Here is a 13,655-nt window from a genome sequence, read left to right on the forward strand (position 1 = left end):
GTGCAAAAGTGACAAAATGCGCCTAGCCGAGGGATTGCGAAGAGAAATCAGAAATCAAAACACAAGGCCTTCGCTTGCTCCCAAATATCGCGAGCTGATTGCTCTGATTGCGCAGTTGCGGGATGCAAAGCAGCGATTTTTGCCCAAGAGGCACGAGCCTCGCATGCATCCAATGTACGCAGGTACCCCAACCATTTTTTTCTATGCTGGCGTTTTACAACCAGTTTTCCATGAAGCCGTTTTTGGTGGCTCCTAACTAGTTCGTGTGCTTCTTCAATCTGACCCTGAAGCGGTTTGTTTAAGTCAAACTTGATCGTCACCTCATGTGGTTCAAGCCACTGTGAAAACTGTGAGGCTGAAAGCTCATGAGTTACATCCAGTATTCCCCTAACTGGTGCATGTCGTTTTGCGCCATTGATCAAGCGCGATCGCTTGAGAAGCCGGCTGCGAGGCAAGATCGCCCCAGCAGGTTGCGAGCCAATACGTGGGTTAGGGATACCGAGATAGTCGAACTCCTTTGAAGCTTTCCGCTGTAAAGCCGCAGGTCCAAAGGCAAGAAAGCCTGCGTCACATGGGCCTAACCCAATATTGCAAGCCATTTTTTTCTGGTGGGTATCGGCAGCCCACTGATCGAAGAACTCTCGTAGATCGGATCTGCGCCTAAAAAATTCCCACCTCCACCGATACAACGTCCAGTCTTCAGTGTTGCCATACGTTTTGGCGTCGCACCAATTTGGGATACCCCATTCATTCAAATCAGAAGTAGGCTTTACGGTCGCTTCCGAAGCGTTGTCGTTCCGCTTGGTCATTGATTGGTTGCCAGTTTTAGGACATGGCCTTTACCCCCAGATAAGAAGTCCGCCCAACGTTCAAGCAGGACTCTGCGCTGCTCGAGAAAGTCCGTACGCCGGTAAGCTCGTACGACGCCGGAATCGGTGACATGCCCAAGCACTGCCTCCGCAACTTCATGTGGCGCGTCGGCTGCCTCGGCCAGCCAATCGCGGAGACTGCTCCGAAACCCGTGCGGGCGGGCTTCAAGTTGTCGCCGTTCCATCATGCGCGAAAGAGTCATATCAGAAATCACTCCTTGCCTTGTGTTTGGGAACAGGAATCCGTTTCTGGAATGCGGCAAGGCAAGCTCCACAACGCGCAACGCTTCCTGAGACAGTGGCACTCGAAAGTCATTCGTTGCCCCCTTGCGGCCCTTCATGGCTTCTCCAGGAATGGTCCAAATATCTCCATCGATTTGGTCAAGCTTCAATAAACGCAGGGGTTTTGAACGAACACCTGTTAGGATTAGAAGCCTCATCGCGAGGTGCGCGAGTGTGGGCTCTTCAAGGCTGGTGTAAAAGGCTGGCACATCGCCCCACGCCATCGCCGGGATATGCTTGGGTTCATGCCGGGACTTTCCCAATAGCGCTTTGGCTTTCTCCGTTGCTTGAAGGTCAACATCCAAGCCTAAAGCCGCTGCATGGCGAAGCACGATGCTGATCCTGTTCAACGCCTTGCGGGCCGTGTCGGCTTTAGTATGCCAAATTGGAGCCAGGGTGTCGCGAATATCGCGCTGGTCAATGTCCGTTATCGGGACTTTACCGAGCTTGGGTAGTACATGTCTTTCGAGGGGTGAAAGCCAGCGGCCCGCCTTGCCGTCGTCCTTCAATTCAGCTTTGCGAGCTTCGAAGGCGTCGGCTGTGAGAACTGAAAGTGATATATCTTCACGCCGCGCGGCCCGTGCTTCGGCCTCGCGTTCTTTCACTGGGTCACGGCCACTCGCTGCGACCGAGCGCCAGCGGGCAGCCATATCGCGGGCACTGGCAAGCGAGAGTGTTGGATAGCCACCGAGGCCCATTTCGCGTCGGCGGCCATGAATGGTCACCCGCAGAACCCACTGAGATCCCCCGTCTCTGCGCTTTATCAACCAAAGCCCAGCTCCATCGCAGTGCTTTCCAACTGGGGCTGATTTCACGAAAGAGGCCGAAAGTCGGTTGGTCGCTCGCATTTTGTATCCACCTTAATATCCACCCTAAGCTAGTGGATACCCCCGGACAGAACAAGACACCGCAGGACAGGTTGTTTCATATTTTTAGGGGGATACAGGACACGGCCGGACAGATAGAAACACGTCAAAACAATTGGTTGGTGCCTATCACCGGCACCAGTTTCCCCTCAAAATGCACTGGTAGTTTTCGCACAAGCCTGGGACGCCGGATTTCTGATTTTCCTCGCCTGCACCGAATACCTGTGTAGCAACCAGAAGAATCGCGCCTTGATTTTTCCAGCATCTTGGGATGTCTCAACATGCCGTTGCGGCCCGAAAGCGCCAGCGAAACGCAATTTCCAAGCACCCCAAGTACCTCGCTGGCAGATGACAGCACTATCATACGCGGTTTTGGCGGCGAAAAATTGAACGTGTCTCAATTTCCAACTCAATTGTCTCAAATTCCAAATCAAAAACGGCTCGATTCCTCAAAATATCAATCATCCAAGGCGAACACATCGAACGCCAAACGCAAACACAAAGTCAAAAAGGTTGGAACCATGACAAACGCACGCAAAAACACCGTACTCGCAACCCTCACAGCCGCTCTGATGGTGGCTTCCCCCATGACCGCACATGCCGACTATGTCGCTGAAAAGGCAGTGAAAGGTGCGGTTGCTGGTGCCGTCGTGGCCGAGGCAACCGGCGGAGACGCCGCCCAGGGCGCGGCAGTTGGCGCAGCGGTTGGCGCCGTGGCTGGAGTCGTACAGAAAAACGACTTCGAAGACCGCTACGACCACCACCACGGCAAGGTCAACAAGTCGCATGGCAACGGCCACTATAATAAAGCCGGCAAGAACCGTCGCTAAGAGCACAACCTGGATAGGTTAAACCCTTCCAACCTGGGCCAGATTCGCTGGCCTCGCTCGAAAACCCGGTCAGGACTCAAGCTGGCCGGGTTTTTTTTGACCAATGAGCCAGTCACCCGCACTGCCGGGCGACCAAATCAGCCGGATCTCCGGGAACCAAGTGAAACGCCAAAAACCGCGTCGGTATCACGTCGGTATCGCGTCGGTATCGCGTCGGTATTGGAGACCGGGTCAGAATCCTGATCCGAATTAACGAAAGTCAAGTCGCGGGCGGCGCAGCGATTCTAGAAACGGGCAACCTGAAACGCGAGAGGTTCCCGATGCCCGCCAGCAAGGCAGCAGACCAAGGCCCTGCCCGATCCGTGTGGATCGGCATGCGCCCGATGTCCGCGATGCTGGCAGCGCTGGCCCTGATGCTGCAGCTGATCACGCCATCCCTGGCACAGTCAGCCGCCGCCAACGGGGCAAGCTGGATCGAGATCTGCGCGGAAGCGGGCGCTGTCTGGATTGCGGTCGAGGACGAGTTCGACCCCGACTCGGACACCAAGGCGCCCCGCCATAGCGAATGCCGTGACTGTCTTCTCTGTACAGTTGCGACGCCTGCGGCCCAACCTGTGGCTGCAACAATGTCCGGCCCTGTGCCTGTATTCTGCGTCCTTGTTACAGGTGCAGGGTCCCGGATGTCCTCCTCCAAACCATTTGAACGCCCCATGACTCGCGGCCCTCCACGCGTGTTCCAAGTCGACATGGACCGGGCGCGGTCCGCTGGCATGGCGCAATTTTCCCAAAAAGGAGATGCGCTGTGAGAGCAAAGCGCACAATTTTTTCCTGGTTGAGTGCCGTTATTCTGATTCTGAGTGCGATCGTGGCCGCTGAAGCCCGCGCCGACAGCCTCGCCAGCTTTCTACCTGAAATTACCCCCGAAGAGCTTGCCCCCGGCGCCGATGCCTTTGGCCCGGTACGTGATGATGTGAAGGTCGCCCCGGTTCTCAAGAACGGCGAAACCGTCGCCTGGGCTTTTCTGACGTCTGATTTCGTGGGCACGACCGGCTATTCCGGCAAACCCATTCACGTGGTCGCGGCGATTGACGCCGACGCCGTACTGACCGGCGTGAAGCTGGTCAAACACTCTGAACCGATCGTGCTGATTGGTATCCCCAACTCGAAAATGGTTGCGCTGACCGAGAGCTATGCCGGGCTGGACCTCAAGGTCGAGGCCGCCACGGGTGGCGAAGGGCATGATCTCGACATCATTTCAGGCGCGACCGTGACGATCATGGTGATCGACGACAGCCTTGTTCGCGGCGGCATCAAGGTCGCGCGCGCGCTTGGGCTTGGCGGATTGTCTCCGGTCGAGCTGGGTCCGAAACGCGAACTGGACATGACCAAGGACACGGTTGAGGACTGGGAAAAGCTGGCCGGTGACGGATCGGTGCGGCGGATGACGCTTGACGTGGGACAGGTCAACACCGCCTTTGAGGAAACCGGCGATGCCCGCGCAATCAAACGCCCCGAACCCGGCGAGCCGGGCGACACCTTCATTGACATGAACATGGCGCTTGTCAGCGTGCCAAGCATCGGCCGCAGCCTTTTGGGTGACGCGGAATACAAAAACCTCGTCGAATGGCTCGACGAGGGCGAGCACGCGATTCTGGTGCTGGGGCGCGGGGCCTATTCCTTCAAGGGATCGGGTTATGTGCGCGGTGGGATCTTTGACCGTATCCAGCTTATCCAGGGCGATAACTCGGTTCGCTTCTTTGACAAGCAGCAACGCCGCCTTGGCGAAGTGGCCGCAGAGGGCGCGCCGAGTTTCACCGAGCTTGATGTTTTCAAGATCCCTGCCGACAGCGAATTCGATCCGGCAGAACCCTTCCGCCTGCAGCTTTTGGTGCAACGCTCGGTCGGGGCATTGGACCGCGTCTTCCTGACATGGGATCTGGGCTACAAGCTGCCGGAACGTTTCCTGTTGCCGGTGCAGGCCCCCAACCATGTAGAGGATGCCACCGCGGAAGCCGCCGCCAAGTCTGCGCTCTGGAAACGTATCTGGAAGGACAAGACCTTTGAGATCGGCGTTCTGGGCGTGATGCTACTGGTGCTGACCGGCGTGTTCTTCTTCCAGTTCCAGGCCACCGCAAATGCGCGTGTCTTCTACTGGTTCCGCATCGGGTATCTGTCGGTCACGTTGGTCTTCCTTGGCTGGTATGCCAATGCACAGCTTTCGGTGGTGAACCTGATGGCGCTGGCCGGGTCGATCCGCACGGGGTTCACATGGGATGCGTTCCTGATGGACCCGCTGGTGTTCATCCAGTGGTTCGCAATTGCCGCCGCCCTGCTGTTCTGGGGACGGGGTGCCTATTGCGGCTGGCTTTGCCCCTTTGGTGCGCTTCAGGAACTGCTCAACAAGGCCGCGCGCGCGCTCAAAGTGCCACAATGGACCCTGCCCTGGGGCCTGCATGAACGCCTGTGGCCGCTGAAATACATGATCTTCCTTGGCCTGTTTGGCCTGTCGATGGTGTCGATCCCGCTGGCCGAGCAATATGCCGAGGTGGAACCGTTCAAGACGGCGATCATCCTCAAATTCGTGCGCGAGTGGCCGTTTGTCGTCTTTGCCGTGATCCTGCTTCTGGCCGGCCTGTTCATCGAGCGCTTCTATTGCCGCTACCTTTGCCCGCTGGGCGGGGCGCTGGCGATCCCGGCGCGGATCCGGATGTTCGACTGGCTGCGTCGCTACAAGGAATGCGGCAGCCCGTGCCAGACCTGTGCCAATGAATGCCCGGTTCAGGCGATCCATCCCACCGGGGAAATCAATCCGAACGAATGTGTGGACTGTCTGCATTGCCAGGTTCTGTACCAGTCCAAAGAGAAATGTCCGGTCGTCATCCGCCAGCTCAAGCGGCGGGAGAAGACCGGGTCGGCGGAGATCAAGATTCCGAAAAAGTCTCCGCCAGCCAATCACCCTAATGCCAAAACTAAGACCGCTTCTTGAAGGAGGGAAAACCATGACTGAAGAGGTAAAAAAAGGCCTGAGCATGACCCGTCGGGGTATGCTGGGTGCCACTGCTACGGGGGCTGTTCTGGCCGCCGGCGCCGGCACCGGACTTCTGGGTAGCGCCACCCAGGCCAAAGCTGCCGGGGGCAAGTTTGCGCTCGAGCCCGGTGAGCTTGACGAATACTATGGCTTCTGGTCGTCCGGTCAGACCGGCGAACTGCGGATCCTGGGCGTTCCGTCCATGCGCGAACTGATGCGTGTGCCGGTGTTCAACCGCTGCTCGGCCACCGGCTGGGGTCAGACCAACGAGTCGCTCAAGGTTCTGACCGAGAACCTGCTGCCGGAAACCAAAGAGTTCCTCGCGGCAAACGGCAAGGTCACCTATGACAACGGCGACCTTCACCACCCCCACATGTCGTTCACCGATGGCACCTATGACGGTCGCTTCCTGTTCATGAACGACAAGGCCAACACCCGCGTGGCACGCGTGCGTTGCGACGTGATGAAATGCGACAAGATCATCGAGATCCCGAACGCGCATGACATCCACGGCCTGCGTCCGCAGAAATATCCGCGCACTGGCTATGTGTTCGCCAATGGTGAGCACGAAGCGCCGCTGGTCAATGACGGCTCGATCCTCGACAAGCCCGAGGAATACGTCAACATCTTCACCGCCATCGACGGTGACACGATGGAAGTCGCATGGCAGGTGATCGTGTCGGGCAACCTCGACAACACCGACTGTGACTATCAGGGCAACTATGCCTTCTCGACCTCGTACAACTCGGAAATGGGTATGAACCTGGCCGAGATGACCGAATCCGAGCAGGACCACGTTGTTGTCTTCGACCTCAAGGCGATTGAAGCCGCTGTTGCTGCTGGCAACTACCAGGAGCTGAAAGGCGTCAAGGTTGTCGACGGTCGCAAGGGTTCGGACCTGAACGTGACCAAGTACATCCCGATCCCGAACTCGCCGCACGGCGTGAACGCGGCTCCGGACAAGAAGCACATCATGATCAACGGCAAGCTGTCGCCCACCGTTTCGGTGATCGACGTAACCAAGCTGCCCGACGTCTTTGGTGGCGCCGATCCGCGCTCGGCAGTGGTTGCAGAACCGCAGCTGGGTCTTGGCCCGCTTCACACCGCGTTCGACAACAAGGGCAACGCCTATACCACGCTGTTCCTCGACTCTCAGGTCGTGAAGTGGAACATCGGCAAAGCCATCGAAGCTTATGCAGGTGCCGACGTTGATCCGATCATGGACAAGGTCGACGTGCAGTATCAGCCGGGTCACAACTCGACCTCGATGGGCGAAACCGCCGAAGCCGATGGCAAGTGGCTGATTTCGATGAACAAGTTCTCGAAAGACCGCTTCCTGAACGTGGGTCCGCTCAAGCCGGAGAACGAACAGCTGATCGACATTTCGGGCGACAAGATGAAGGTGGTCCATGACGGCCCGACCTTTGCCGAGCCGCACGACTCGATCATCGTTCACCGCTCCAAGGTCAACCCTGCCGACACCTGGCAGCGGAATGACCCGATGTGGGCCGATGCACGGGCACAGGCCGAGGCCGATGGTGTGGATCTTGATGACTATCAGGACACGATCATTCGCGACGGCAACAAGGTCCGCGTCTACATGTCGAGCCAGGCGCCGAGCTTCTCGCTGGAGAGCTTTACCGTCAAACAGGGCGACGAGGTCACTGTGATCGTCACCAACCTGGATGACATCGACGACCTGACCCATGGCTTCTGCATGGCGAACTTTGGTGTCGCGATGGAGATTGGGCCGCAGGCGACTGCGTCTGTTACCTTCGTTGCTGAACGTCCGGGCGTTCACTGGTACTATTGCCAGTGGTTCTGCCACGCGCTGCACATGGAAATGCGCGGCCGGATGTTTGTTGAGCCTCGCGGAGCATAAACACATGAAACGGTTCCTGCCCCTCCTGCTTTCCCTGCTGGCCGCTCCCCTCGGTGCGGCGGAATGGGATGTGCCGGTGCGGGCAGGCGCCATTTCCGAGATACTGGCCAAGGCGGAAGACGGCGACGTCCTTCGCCTTGGTCCTGGCACTTATTCGGAAAACGTGGTGATCGACCGCGCCGTGACCCTTGATGGGCAGGGCCATGCCACGATTGACGGACAAGGCAGCGGCACGGTTGTGACCGTCACCGCGAAAGATGCGATTGTGCAGGGTCTGACAGTGATCGGCTCGGGCTCGGATCATGGCGAGATCGACAGTGGCATCAAGCTGACCAAGACCGCGGATCGCGCGATTGCGCGCGACAACGTGGTCAAAGGCAACCTTTACGGCATCGACATTCACGGCGCCAAGCATTCGCTTGTGACCGGGAACGTGGTCGAAGGCCGATTGGACCAACGCATGAACGACCGGGGCAACGGCGTCTATATCTGGAACGCGCCCGGCGCCGTCGTGGACGGCAATGATATTCGCTGGGGACGTGACGGGATCTTCGTCAACTCCAGCCGCGATAACGTGTTCAAGAACAACCTGTTCCGCGACCTGCGCTTTGCCGTGCATTTCATGTATGCCAATGGCAGCGAAGTCAGCGGCAACGTGTCGATCGGCAATGATCTTGGCTATGCGATCATGTTCACCAAGAACGTGCAGGTGATCGGCAATGCCTCGCTTGATGACCGCGAACACGGGATTGCCTTCAACTACACCAACAGCAGCGAGATCAGGGACAACTACGTCCGCGGCGCCAAGGAAAAATGCGCCTTCCTCTATAACTCGCACAAGAATGATTTTTCCGGCAACTGGTTCGAAAGCTGCGCGATTGGCATCCATTTCACCGGGTCGGACAAGAACGACATCCTTGGCAACAGCTTTGTGGGCAACCGCACGCAGGTCAAGCTGGTGTCGACCAACTGGTATGAATGGTCCCGCGACGGGCGGGGCAATTACTGGAGCGACAATTCCGGGTTCGACGTCGATGGCGACGGGGTGGCGGATCAACCGTTCCGTCCGAATGACAGCATGGATCACGTGCTGTGGACCCAACCGGCGGCCAAGCTCTTGATGGGGTCGCCTGCCGTACAGTTGGTGCGCTGGTCGCAATCTGCTTTCCCGGCGCTGTTGCCGGGGGGTGTGATCGACAGCAATCCGCTGATGACGCCACAGATGCCCGAGGCGGGCAGAAAGGTGAAGACTGATGGATAAGGGAAACGCGCAAGTTGGCTCTGATCCGGTGCTGAGCATCAGGGGCCTGAACAAGTTTCGCGGCAAGGTGCAGGTGCTGCACGGGGTCGATCTTGACCTCTTCGCAGGGGAGCGGGTCGCGCTTCTGGGCCATAACGGGGCCGGGAAATCGACACTGATCAAGGCGGTTCTGGGTCTGATCAAGGCCGAGGGCGGCGAGATTTCGATCTGTGGCAGCAAACCGGGCAGCGCCAAGGCGCGCGCGGCAACCGCCTTTTTGCCCGAAGCGGTGAGTTTTCACCCTGCGGTCACGGGGCGCGAACAGCTGACGCTGTTTGCCCGTCTGGCCGGGGTCAAGGCCAATATCGCCGCGTTGCTGGAACGTGTCGGGCTGGGCGAAGCGCTGGATCGGCGTATCGGCACGTATTCCAAGGGGATGCGACAGCGGCTTGGCCTTGCTCAGGTGCTTTTGGGCAAGCCAAAACTGGCGCTTCTGGATGAGCCGACAAGCGGGCTCGACCCGATTTCGCGGCAGGATCTTTATGCCATCATCGACGAGCTGGCCGCGCAAGGCACCGCCGTGCTGATCGCCAGCCATGCCCTGACCGAGGTCGAGGCGCGCACCGACCGGATCGCGATCATGCGCAAGGGCGTTCTGGTTGCGAATGACAGCCTTCAGGGTCTGAGTGCGCAGGCGGGTCTTCCGACACGCGTGCGGATCCGGGCGAGCGAAGATGCCGCTGCAATTGCAGCCCGGACCGGTGGACGCCGGATCAATGGCGCGTCGGTCGAGATCGAAATTCAGGCTGCTGACAAGATGGCCACGCTGCGCGAAATCGCGGCGATGGGCGATGCGGTGGCCGATCTTGAAATCACGCCGCCCCGGTTGGAAGATCTATATCGCCATTACGCAAAGGAGGGGCTGCAATGACCCGTTTCCTGGCAATCGCGCAATGTGAAATGCGCATTCTGCGGCGCAATCGCTGGCTGTTCATGGCCACGCTGATCATGGTGCTTTTTGCACTTGCTTTGACGTTCGCGGGCAGTGCGCCGACAGGGTCTCTGGGGGTGGACATGCTGACCGTTTCGGTGGCGTCCATGACGACCCTGTCGGTGTATCTGGCACCGCTTCTGGCGTTGATGATTTCCTTTGATGCCGTCGCCGGCGAGGCCGAGCGCGGTTCTCTGGGCCTTTTGCTGAGCTATCCTGCGGGACGCGGTGAGGTGCTTTTGGGCAAGTTCGCCGCGCATCTGGCGGCGCTGACCATCGCCATGGGGGTGGGCTTCGGAAGTGCCGGTGCCGTGGCGGCGTGGTTTGGCGGGGCAGGTTCAGAAAGCCTCCTGGCGCTGGCCCGGCTGATCGCCACGAGCGTTCTTTTGGGCGCGGTGTTCCTGACGCTGGGCTATCTGGTGTCGGCCCTGTCGAAATCGAGCACTGCGGCAGCGGGCATGTCGGCGGGGCTGTGGCTCATTTTCGTGGTGCTTTACGACCTTGGCCTGTTGGGTGCCGTGGTGATGGATTCGGGGGGCTGGTTCACCCAGACGCTTTTCCCCTGGCTGATGGTGGCCAACCCCGCAGATGCGTTCCGTGTGTGGAACATTGCCGGGAGCGAAGGCGTAGCGCTTTCGTCCGGCATGGTGGGGGCTGCGCGCGCCCTGCCCGCCTGGGCCGCTCCGGTGTCGCTGATGATCTGGCCTTTCCTTGGCTTTGTCGCCGCCCGGGGAGCCTTTCGGAGGGTTGAACCATGAGGTTTGCCGTTGCTCTGATCGCCGCGCTGACCCTTGCCGCCTGCAAGGAGGACGTCGCCAAGGCGCCGCCCCCGCCTGCGGACCTGACAGAAGAGGCGCTGAGCTATTTCTGCCAGATGAATGTTGCCGAACATGGCGGCCCCAAAGGGCAGATTCATCTCGACGGGCACCCCGCCCCGCTGTTCTTTGCGCAGGTGCGGGACATGGTGGCCTATCTCAAAAGCCCCGAGCGGGATGCAGAAATCACTGCCGTTTATGTCAGTGACATGGGTGTGGCCGAGAATTGGGAAACACCCGGAATTGGCAACTGGATCGACGCCGAGAGGGCGGTCTTTGTTGTGGGCGCGCCGGTCCGTGGGGGCATGGGCGCTCCGGAAATTGTTCCATTTGCCGGACGCGGTGCTGCCGAGGCGTTTTCCAAACGCTGGGGTGGCCGGGTGGTGTCGCTTGATGCAATCCCGGACGAAGCCGCGATTGGCGCTATTGATATGACTTTGACTTTGGAGACACCTTCATGAGTGTTTTGAACCGTCGCCATTTTTTGACCATTGCCGCGGCGAGCGTGGCCCTGCCTGCCGGGGCTGCAACTCTGACAACTGCCACCTGGCGCGGACAGGCGCTTGGCGCCACGACCTACATGAAAATTGCGGGATTGGGCGATACTGAAGCCGCGCCGATCTTTGCGCATGTTGAGCAGGAATTGGTGCGTCTGGAGCGTATTTTCTCGCTCTATCGTGACAGCGCGCTGGTTGCGTTGAACCGGGATGGGCAGCTTGACGCCCCGGCGCCGGAACTGCTTGAGGTGCTGAGCCTTGCTGATGGTCTTCACCGCGCGAGCGGTGGGGTTTTTGACCCCAGCATTCAACCCAAGTGGCGGGCGATGGCCGGTCAGGGTGCGGATGGGCCGGTCGGCTGGAGCCGCGTGCGGTTTGATGCGCGCAAGGTCGTGCTGGAACCGGGGATGGCGTTGACACTGAACGGGATTGCGCAAGGGTTCGTGACCGATCGAATTACGGCGCTGCTGCGCAACGAGGGGCTGCGTGACGTGCTGATGGACATGGGCGAGATCGCCGCCATGGGTGCACGTGCGGATGGGACGCCGTGGAAAGCAGGCGTTGCCACGCCGCAAGGCGAGGTAATCGCACGCCTGACGCTCAAGGATCGCGCGTTGGCGACGTCGGCGGTTCGGGGAACGGTTCTCGGGGATCAGGGTCACATCCTGCATCCCGCCGGCAAGGATCCGCACCGCGCCCTTGTGTCGGTATCGGCCCCGCGCGCCGTCATTGCCGACGGTCTGTCCACCGCGCTCTGCCTGATGAGCGAAGACGCAGGTGCCGCGCTTGTGTCGCAGTACGCGGGCGCCCGGATCGAGGCCTCGGTCTGAATTAGTCACAAAAACAGGCGGCGCTTTGGCACCGCCTGTCCTTGGCCCTCGCCCGGGAAAAACACGCGCCGACTGAACGGCGAGCGGGCGGGGGTTACCAACCCAGTGTTTTGGTATTTGGATCAAACAGCCAGCTTTGCACCAGCTCTGGATTGCCCATCTGGATGCCGTCGATATAGTCCGCTTTGGTCAGCCCGGCCGCTTTGGAGCAAGCGCCGCACATGATGACCGTACCACCATCGGCCATAAACGCGGTCAACATGTCCTGAATCGATGTGCCGTTGTCCGCCATCAGGCCATGCACGTGGCTTGGGCGTTTCTTGTCCGCCAGATAAACGGCGCGTACATTCATCCAGATCGCCGCGTCATACCCGGCGTTCTGCGCCCGCTGATGTGCAAACATGATCGCCTTGGCAGCCGCCCACGTATCATCGGTGGTCAGGTTCACGAACAGGCGCTGTTTTCCGTCCTCGGCCTGCGCCGAAAACGGGCTCAGCGCGACGGCCAGTACCAGAACAAGCGTTTTAAAGATGTTGGTCATGGGATCCTCCGACTCAATATTCCAATTTTATGATATGTTTATTGTGGAATATGTGAAGAAAGCCGTGCGAGGGCTCAAGGGCCAACTTGTCGCATGGCCCTTAGGTAATGCTAAACGGGTTTGAGGTTGTGGATCAGGCCGCCTTGGCCGCGGGACAAAGCCAGCCAACCAACGCTTGCGCATCAGCGGGCAGACGGATTGCCATGCCATCGCAGAACGTCTGAAACGCCTCGACATTCAGTGCGTTTGTGCCCACCAGAACCGGGATGTCGCGGCTCAGCGCCTCGGCGATCAATTCACGAAACCCGCGCCCTTCGGCCTCGTGCTTGCCGAACTTGTTGATGATAAGCAGTTCCGCATCGTCAAGACGTGGCAAGGTCAAGCCCACGGCGCGCTCAAGCGCATCGGCGTCCAGCCGGCAGCCTTTTGCACCCTCACCAAGATCCTGGCTGATGCGCAGGACCGGTCCATCCGGCAGCACCTGCACGTCCATATCGCAATGGTGGGTCTTTGGACGCGGCGTGTCGGTCTGGGTGGTTCCAGCCACCCGAAAACCCTGAGCGATCAGGGCTTGCGCCGTTGCGGCCAGGGCGCGGTTCAGATCGCCGGTCTGGTCGGTCAGGACATAGGCGAGTTTCATTGCGTTTCTCCGGGAAAGAATGGAGGTTGTCGCGAGGGGCGGGCCAACGATGCTTCGTCAGCCCGCCCTATACATTCGATCCGGACTCAGACCGTGGTGCCCTTGACGCGGACGGCGCAACCCAGCGCCCCCGCCATCAGGCCCACGCCAATCGCGATGATCAGGTCCAGAATTTCAACCTTGGCCATGTCGAACCCGGCAAACCCCAAGGTTTCGACCAAGCCGACCACGGCACCCATGCCTGCGGCAAGGAAGAGGTTGCGGGTCATCAGGCCAAGCGTGAAGCCCAGAATACCGGCAAGGCCAAGAATGTTACCGGCAATCGTGCCCAGAAAGTTAAGCAT

Annotated in this window: 14 protein-coding genes; 9 read left to right on the forward strand and 5 right to left on the reverse strand. The window is 59.4% G+C overall.

The window, feature by feature from the left end; translation table 11 throughout:
• Positions 1-47: 47 nt before the first annotated feature.
• Together ACS3QZ_RS14245 and ACS3QZ_RS14250 are read right to left on the reverse strand one after the other, a co-directional pair.
• Positions 48-809: a hypothetical protein gene (locus tag ACS3QZ_RS14245; RefSeq protein ID WP_456038437.1), complete on the reverse strand. Its 762-nt coding sequence runs from the start codon at positions 807-809 to the stop codon at positions 48-50.
• Entirely contained in the window at positions 806-1,999 is a 1,194-nt protein-coding gene (locus tag ACS3QZ_RS14250) for a tyrosine-type recombinase/integrase (protein WP_456038438.1), read from the reverse strand. The genes ACS3QZ_RS14245 and ACS3QZ_RS14250 overlap by 4 nt, the downstream gene beginning before the upstream one ends.
• A gap of 299 nt (positions 2,000-2,298) precedes the next feature.
• Between ACS3QZ_RS14250 and ACS3QZ_RS14255 the strand changes: the two genes are divergently transcribed.
• From ACS3QZ_RS14255 to ACS3QZ_RS14295, 9 genes are all read left to right on the forward strand, one after another.
• Positions 2,299-2,847: a YMGG-like glycine zipper-containing protein gene (locus tag ACS3QZ_RS14255; protein ID WP_456038439.1), complete on the forward strand. Its 549-nt coding sequence runs from the start codon at positions 2,299-2,301 to the stop codon at positions 2,845-2,847.
• Positions 2,848-3,167: 320 nt separating this feature from the next.
• The gene (locus ACS3QZ_RS14260) at positions 3,168-3,653 is read left to right on the forward strand and encodes a DUF2946 family protein (RefSeq protein WP_456038440.1); all 486 of its coding nucleotides are present in this window, start codon (positions 3,168-3,170) and stop codon (positions 3,651-3,653) included.
• Between the two features lie 14 nt (positions 3,654-3,667).
• Positions 3,668-5,833: a 4Fe-4S binding protein gene (locus tag ACS3QZ_RS14265; RefSeq protein ID WP_456039345.1), complete on the forward strand. Its 2,166-nt coding sequence runs from the start codon at positions 3,668-3,670 to the stop codon at positions 5,831-5,833.
• 13 nt (positions 5,834-5,846) lie between these two features.
• Positions 5,847-7,757 (forward strand): TAT-dependent nitrous-oxide reductase, encoded by a 1,911-nt coding sequence (gene nosZ, locus ACS3QZ_RS14270; RefSeq protein WP_456038441.1) that lies wholly within the window; start codon positions 5,847-5,849, stop codon positions 7,755-7,757.
• 4 nt (positions 7,758-7,761) lie between these two features.
• The gene (locus ACS3QZ_RS14275) at positions 7,762-9,018 is read left to right on the forward strand and encodes a nitrous oxide reductase family maturation protein NosD (protein WP_456038442.1); all 1,257 of its coding nucleotides are present in this window, start codon (positions 7,762-7,764) and stop codon (positions 9,016-9,018) included.
• Positions 9,011-9,928 carry an ABC transporter ATP-binding protein gene (locus ACS3QZ_RS14280; RefSeq protein WP_456038443.1) on the forward strand — a complete coding sequence of 306 codons (918 nt, stop codon included), beginning with the start codon at positions 9,011-9,013 and terminating at the stop codon, positions 9,926-9,928. Before ACS3QZ_RS14275 ends, ACS3QZ_RS14280 begins: the two co-directional genes overlap by 8 nt.
• Positions 9,925-10,746 carry an ABC transporter permease gene (locus tag ACS3QZ_RS14285; RefSeq protein ID WP_456038444.1) on the forward strand — a complete coding sequence of 274 codons (822 nt, stop codon included), beginning with the start codon at positions 9,925-9,927 and terminating at the stop codon, positions 10,744-10,746. Before ACS3QZ_RS14280 ends, ACS3QZ_RS14285 begins: the two co-directional genes overlap by 4 nt.
• The gene (locus ACS3QZ_RS14290; protein WP_456038445.1) at positions 10,743-11,264 is read left to right on the forward strand and encodes a nitrous oxide reductase accessory protein NosL; all 522 of its coding nucleotides are present in this window, start codon (positions 10,743-10,745) and stop codon (positions 11,262-11,264) included. The genes ACS3QZ_RS14285 and ACS3QZ_RS14290 overlap by 4 nt, the downstream gene beginning before the upstream one ends.
• Positions 11,261-12,130 carry an FAD:protein FMN transferase gene (locus ACS3QZ_RS14295; RefSeq protein WP_456038446.1) on the forward strand — a complete coding sequence of 290 codons (870 nt, stop codon included), beginning with the start codon at positions 11,261-11,263 and terminating at the stop codon, positions 12,128-12,130. The genes ACS3QZ_RS14290 and ACS3QZ_RS14295 overlap by 4 nt, the downstream gene beginning before the upstream one ends.
• A 94-nt stretch (positions 12,131-12,224) precedes the next feature.
• Here the strand turns inward: ACS3QZ_RS14295 and ACS3QZ_RS14300 are convergent, their stop codons facing one another.
• The 3 genes from ACS3QZ_RS14300 to ACS3QZ_RS14310 form a co-directional block, all read right to left on the reverse strand.
• Positions 12,225-12,671 carry a DsrE family protein gene (locus ACS3QZ_RS14300; protein ID WP_456038447.1) on the reverse strand — a complete coding sequence of 149 codons (447 nt, stop codon included), beginning with the start codon at positions 12,669-12,671 and terminating at the stop codon, positions 12,225-12,227.
• A 133-nt stretch (positions 12,672-12,804) separates the two neighbouring features.
• Positions 12,805-13,311 (reverse strand): DUF2478 domain-containing protein, encoded by a 507-nt coding sequence (locus ACS3QZ_RS14305; protein ID WP_456038448.1) that lies wholly within the window; start codon positions 13,309-13,311, stop codon positions 12,805-12,807.
• 86 nt (positions 13,312-13,397) lie between these two features.
• Positions 13,398-13,655 carry a hypothetical protein gene (locus ACS3QZ_RS14310; protein WP_456038449.1) on the reverse strand — a complete coding sequence of 86 codons (258 nt, stop codon included), beginning with the start codon at positions 13,653-13,655 and terminating at the stop codon, positions 13,398-13,400.

This window comes from Shimia sp. W99 (genome assembly GCF_053851455.3).

Bases quoted from the DNA above. Each gene is read 5' to 3' on its own strand.
- ACS3QZ_RS14245 (WP_456038437.1), bottom strand. From the start codon at position 809: ATGACCAAGCGGAACGACAACGCTTCGGAAGCGACCGTAAAGCCTACT.
- ACS3QZ_RS14250 (WP_456038438.1), bottom strand. From the start codon at position 1,999: ATGCGAGCGACCAACCGACTTTCGGCCTCTTTCGTGAAATCAGCCCCA.
- ACS3QZ_RS14255 (WP_456038439.1), top strand. From the start codon at position 2,299: ATGCCGTTGCGGCCCGAAAGCGCCAGCGAAACGCAATTTCCAAGCACC.
- ACS3QZ_RS14260 (WP_456038440.1), top strand. From the start codon at position 3,168: ATGCCCGCCAGCAAGGCAGCAGACCAAGGCCCTGCCCGATCCGTGTGG.
- nosZ (WP_456038441.1), top strand. From the start codon at position 5,847: ATGACTGAAGAGGTAAAAAAAGGCCTGAGCATGACCCGTCGGGGTATG.
- ACS3QZ_RS14275 (WP_456038442.1), top strand. From the start codon at position 7,762: ATGAAACGGTTCCTGCCCCTCCTGCTTTCCCTGCTGGCCGCTCCCCTC.
- ACS3QZ_RS14280 (WP_456038443.1), top strand. From the start codon at position 9,011: ATGGATAAGGGAAACGCGCAAGTTGGCTCTGATCCGGTGCTGAGCATC.
- ACS3QZ_RS14285 (WP_456038444.1), top strand. From the start codon at position 9,925: ATGACCCGTTTCCTGGCAATCGCGCAATGTGAAATGCGCATTCTGCGG.
- ACS3QZ_RS14290 (WP_456038445.1), top strand. From the start codon at position 10,743: ATGAGGTTTGCCGTTGCTCTGATCGCCGCGCTGACCCTTGCCGCCTGC.
- ACS3QZ_RS14295 (WP_456038446.1), top strand. From the start codon at position 11,261: ATGAGTGTTTTGAACCGTCGCCATTTTTTGACCATTGCCGCGGCGAGC.
- ACS3QZ_RS14300 (WP_456038447.1), bottom strand. From the start codon at position 12,671: ATGACCAACATCTTTAAAACGCTTGTTCTGGTACTGGCCGTCGCGCTG.
- ACS3QZ_RS14305 (WP_456038448.1), bottom strand. From the start codon at position 13,311: ATGAAACTCGCCTATGTCCTGACCGACCAGACCGGCGATCTGAACCGC.
- ACS3QZ_RS14310 (WP_456038449.1), bottom strand. From the start codon at position 13,655: ATGCTTAACTTTCTGGGCACGATTGCCGGTAACATTCTTGGCCTTGCC.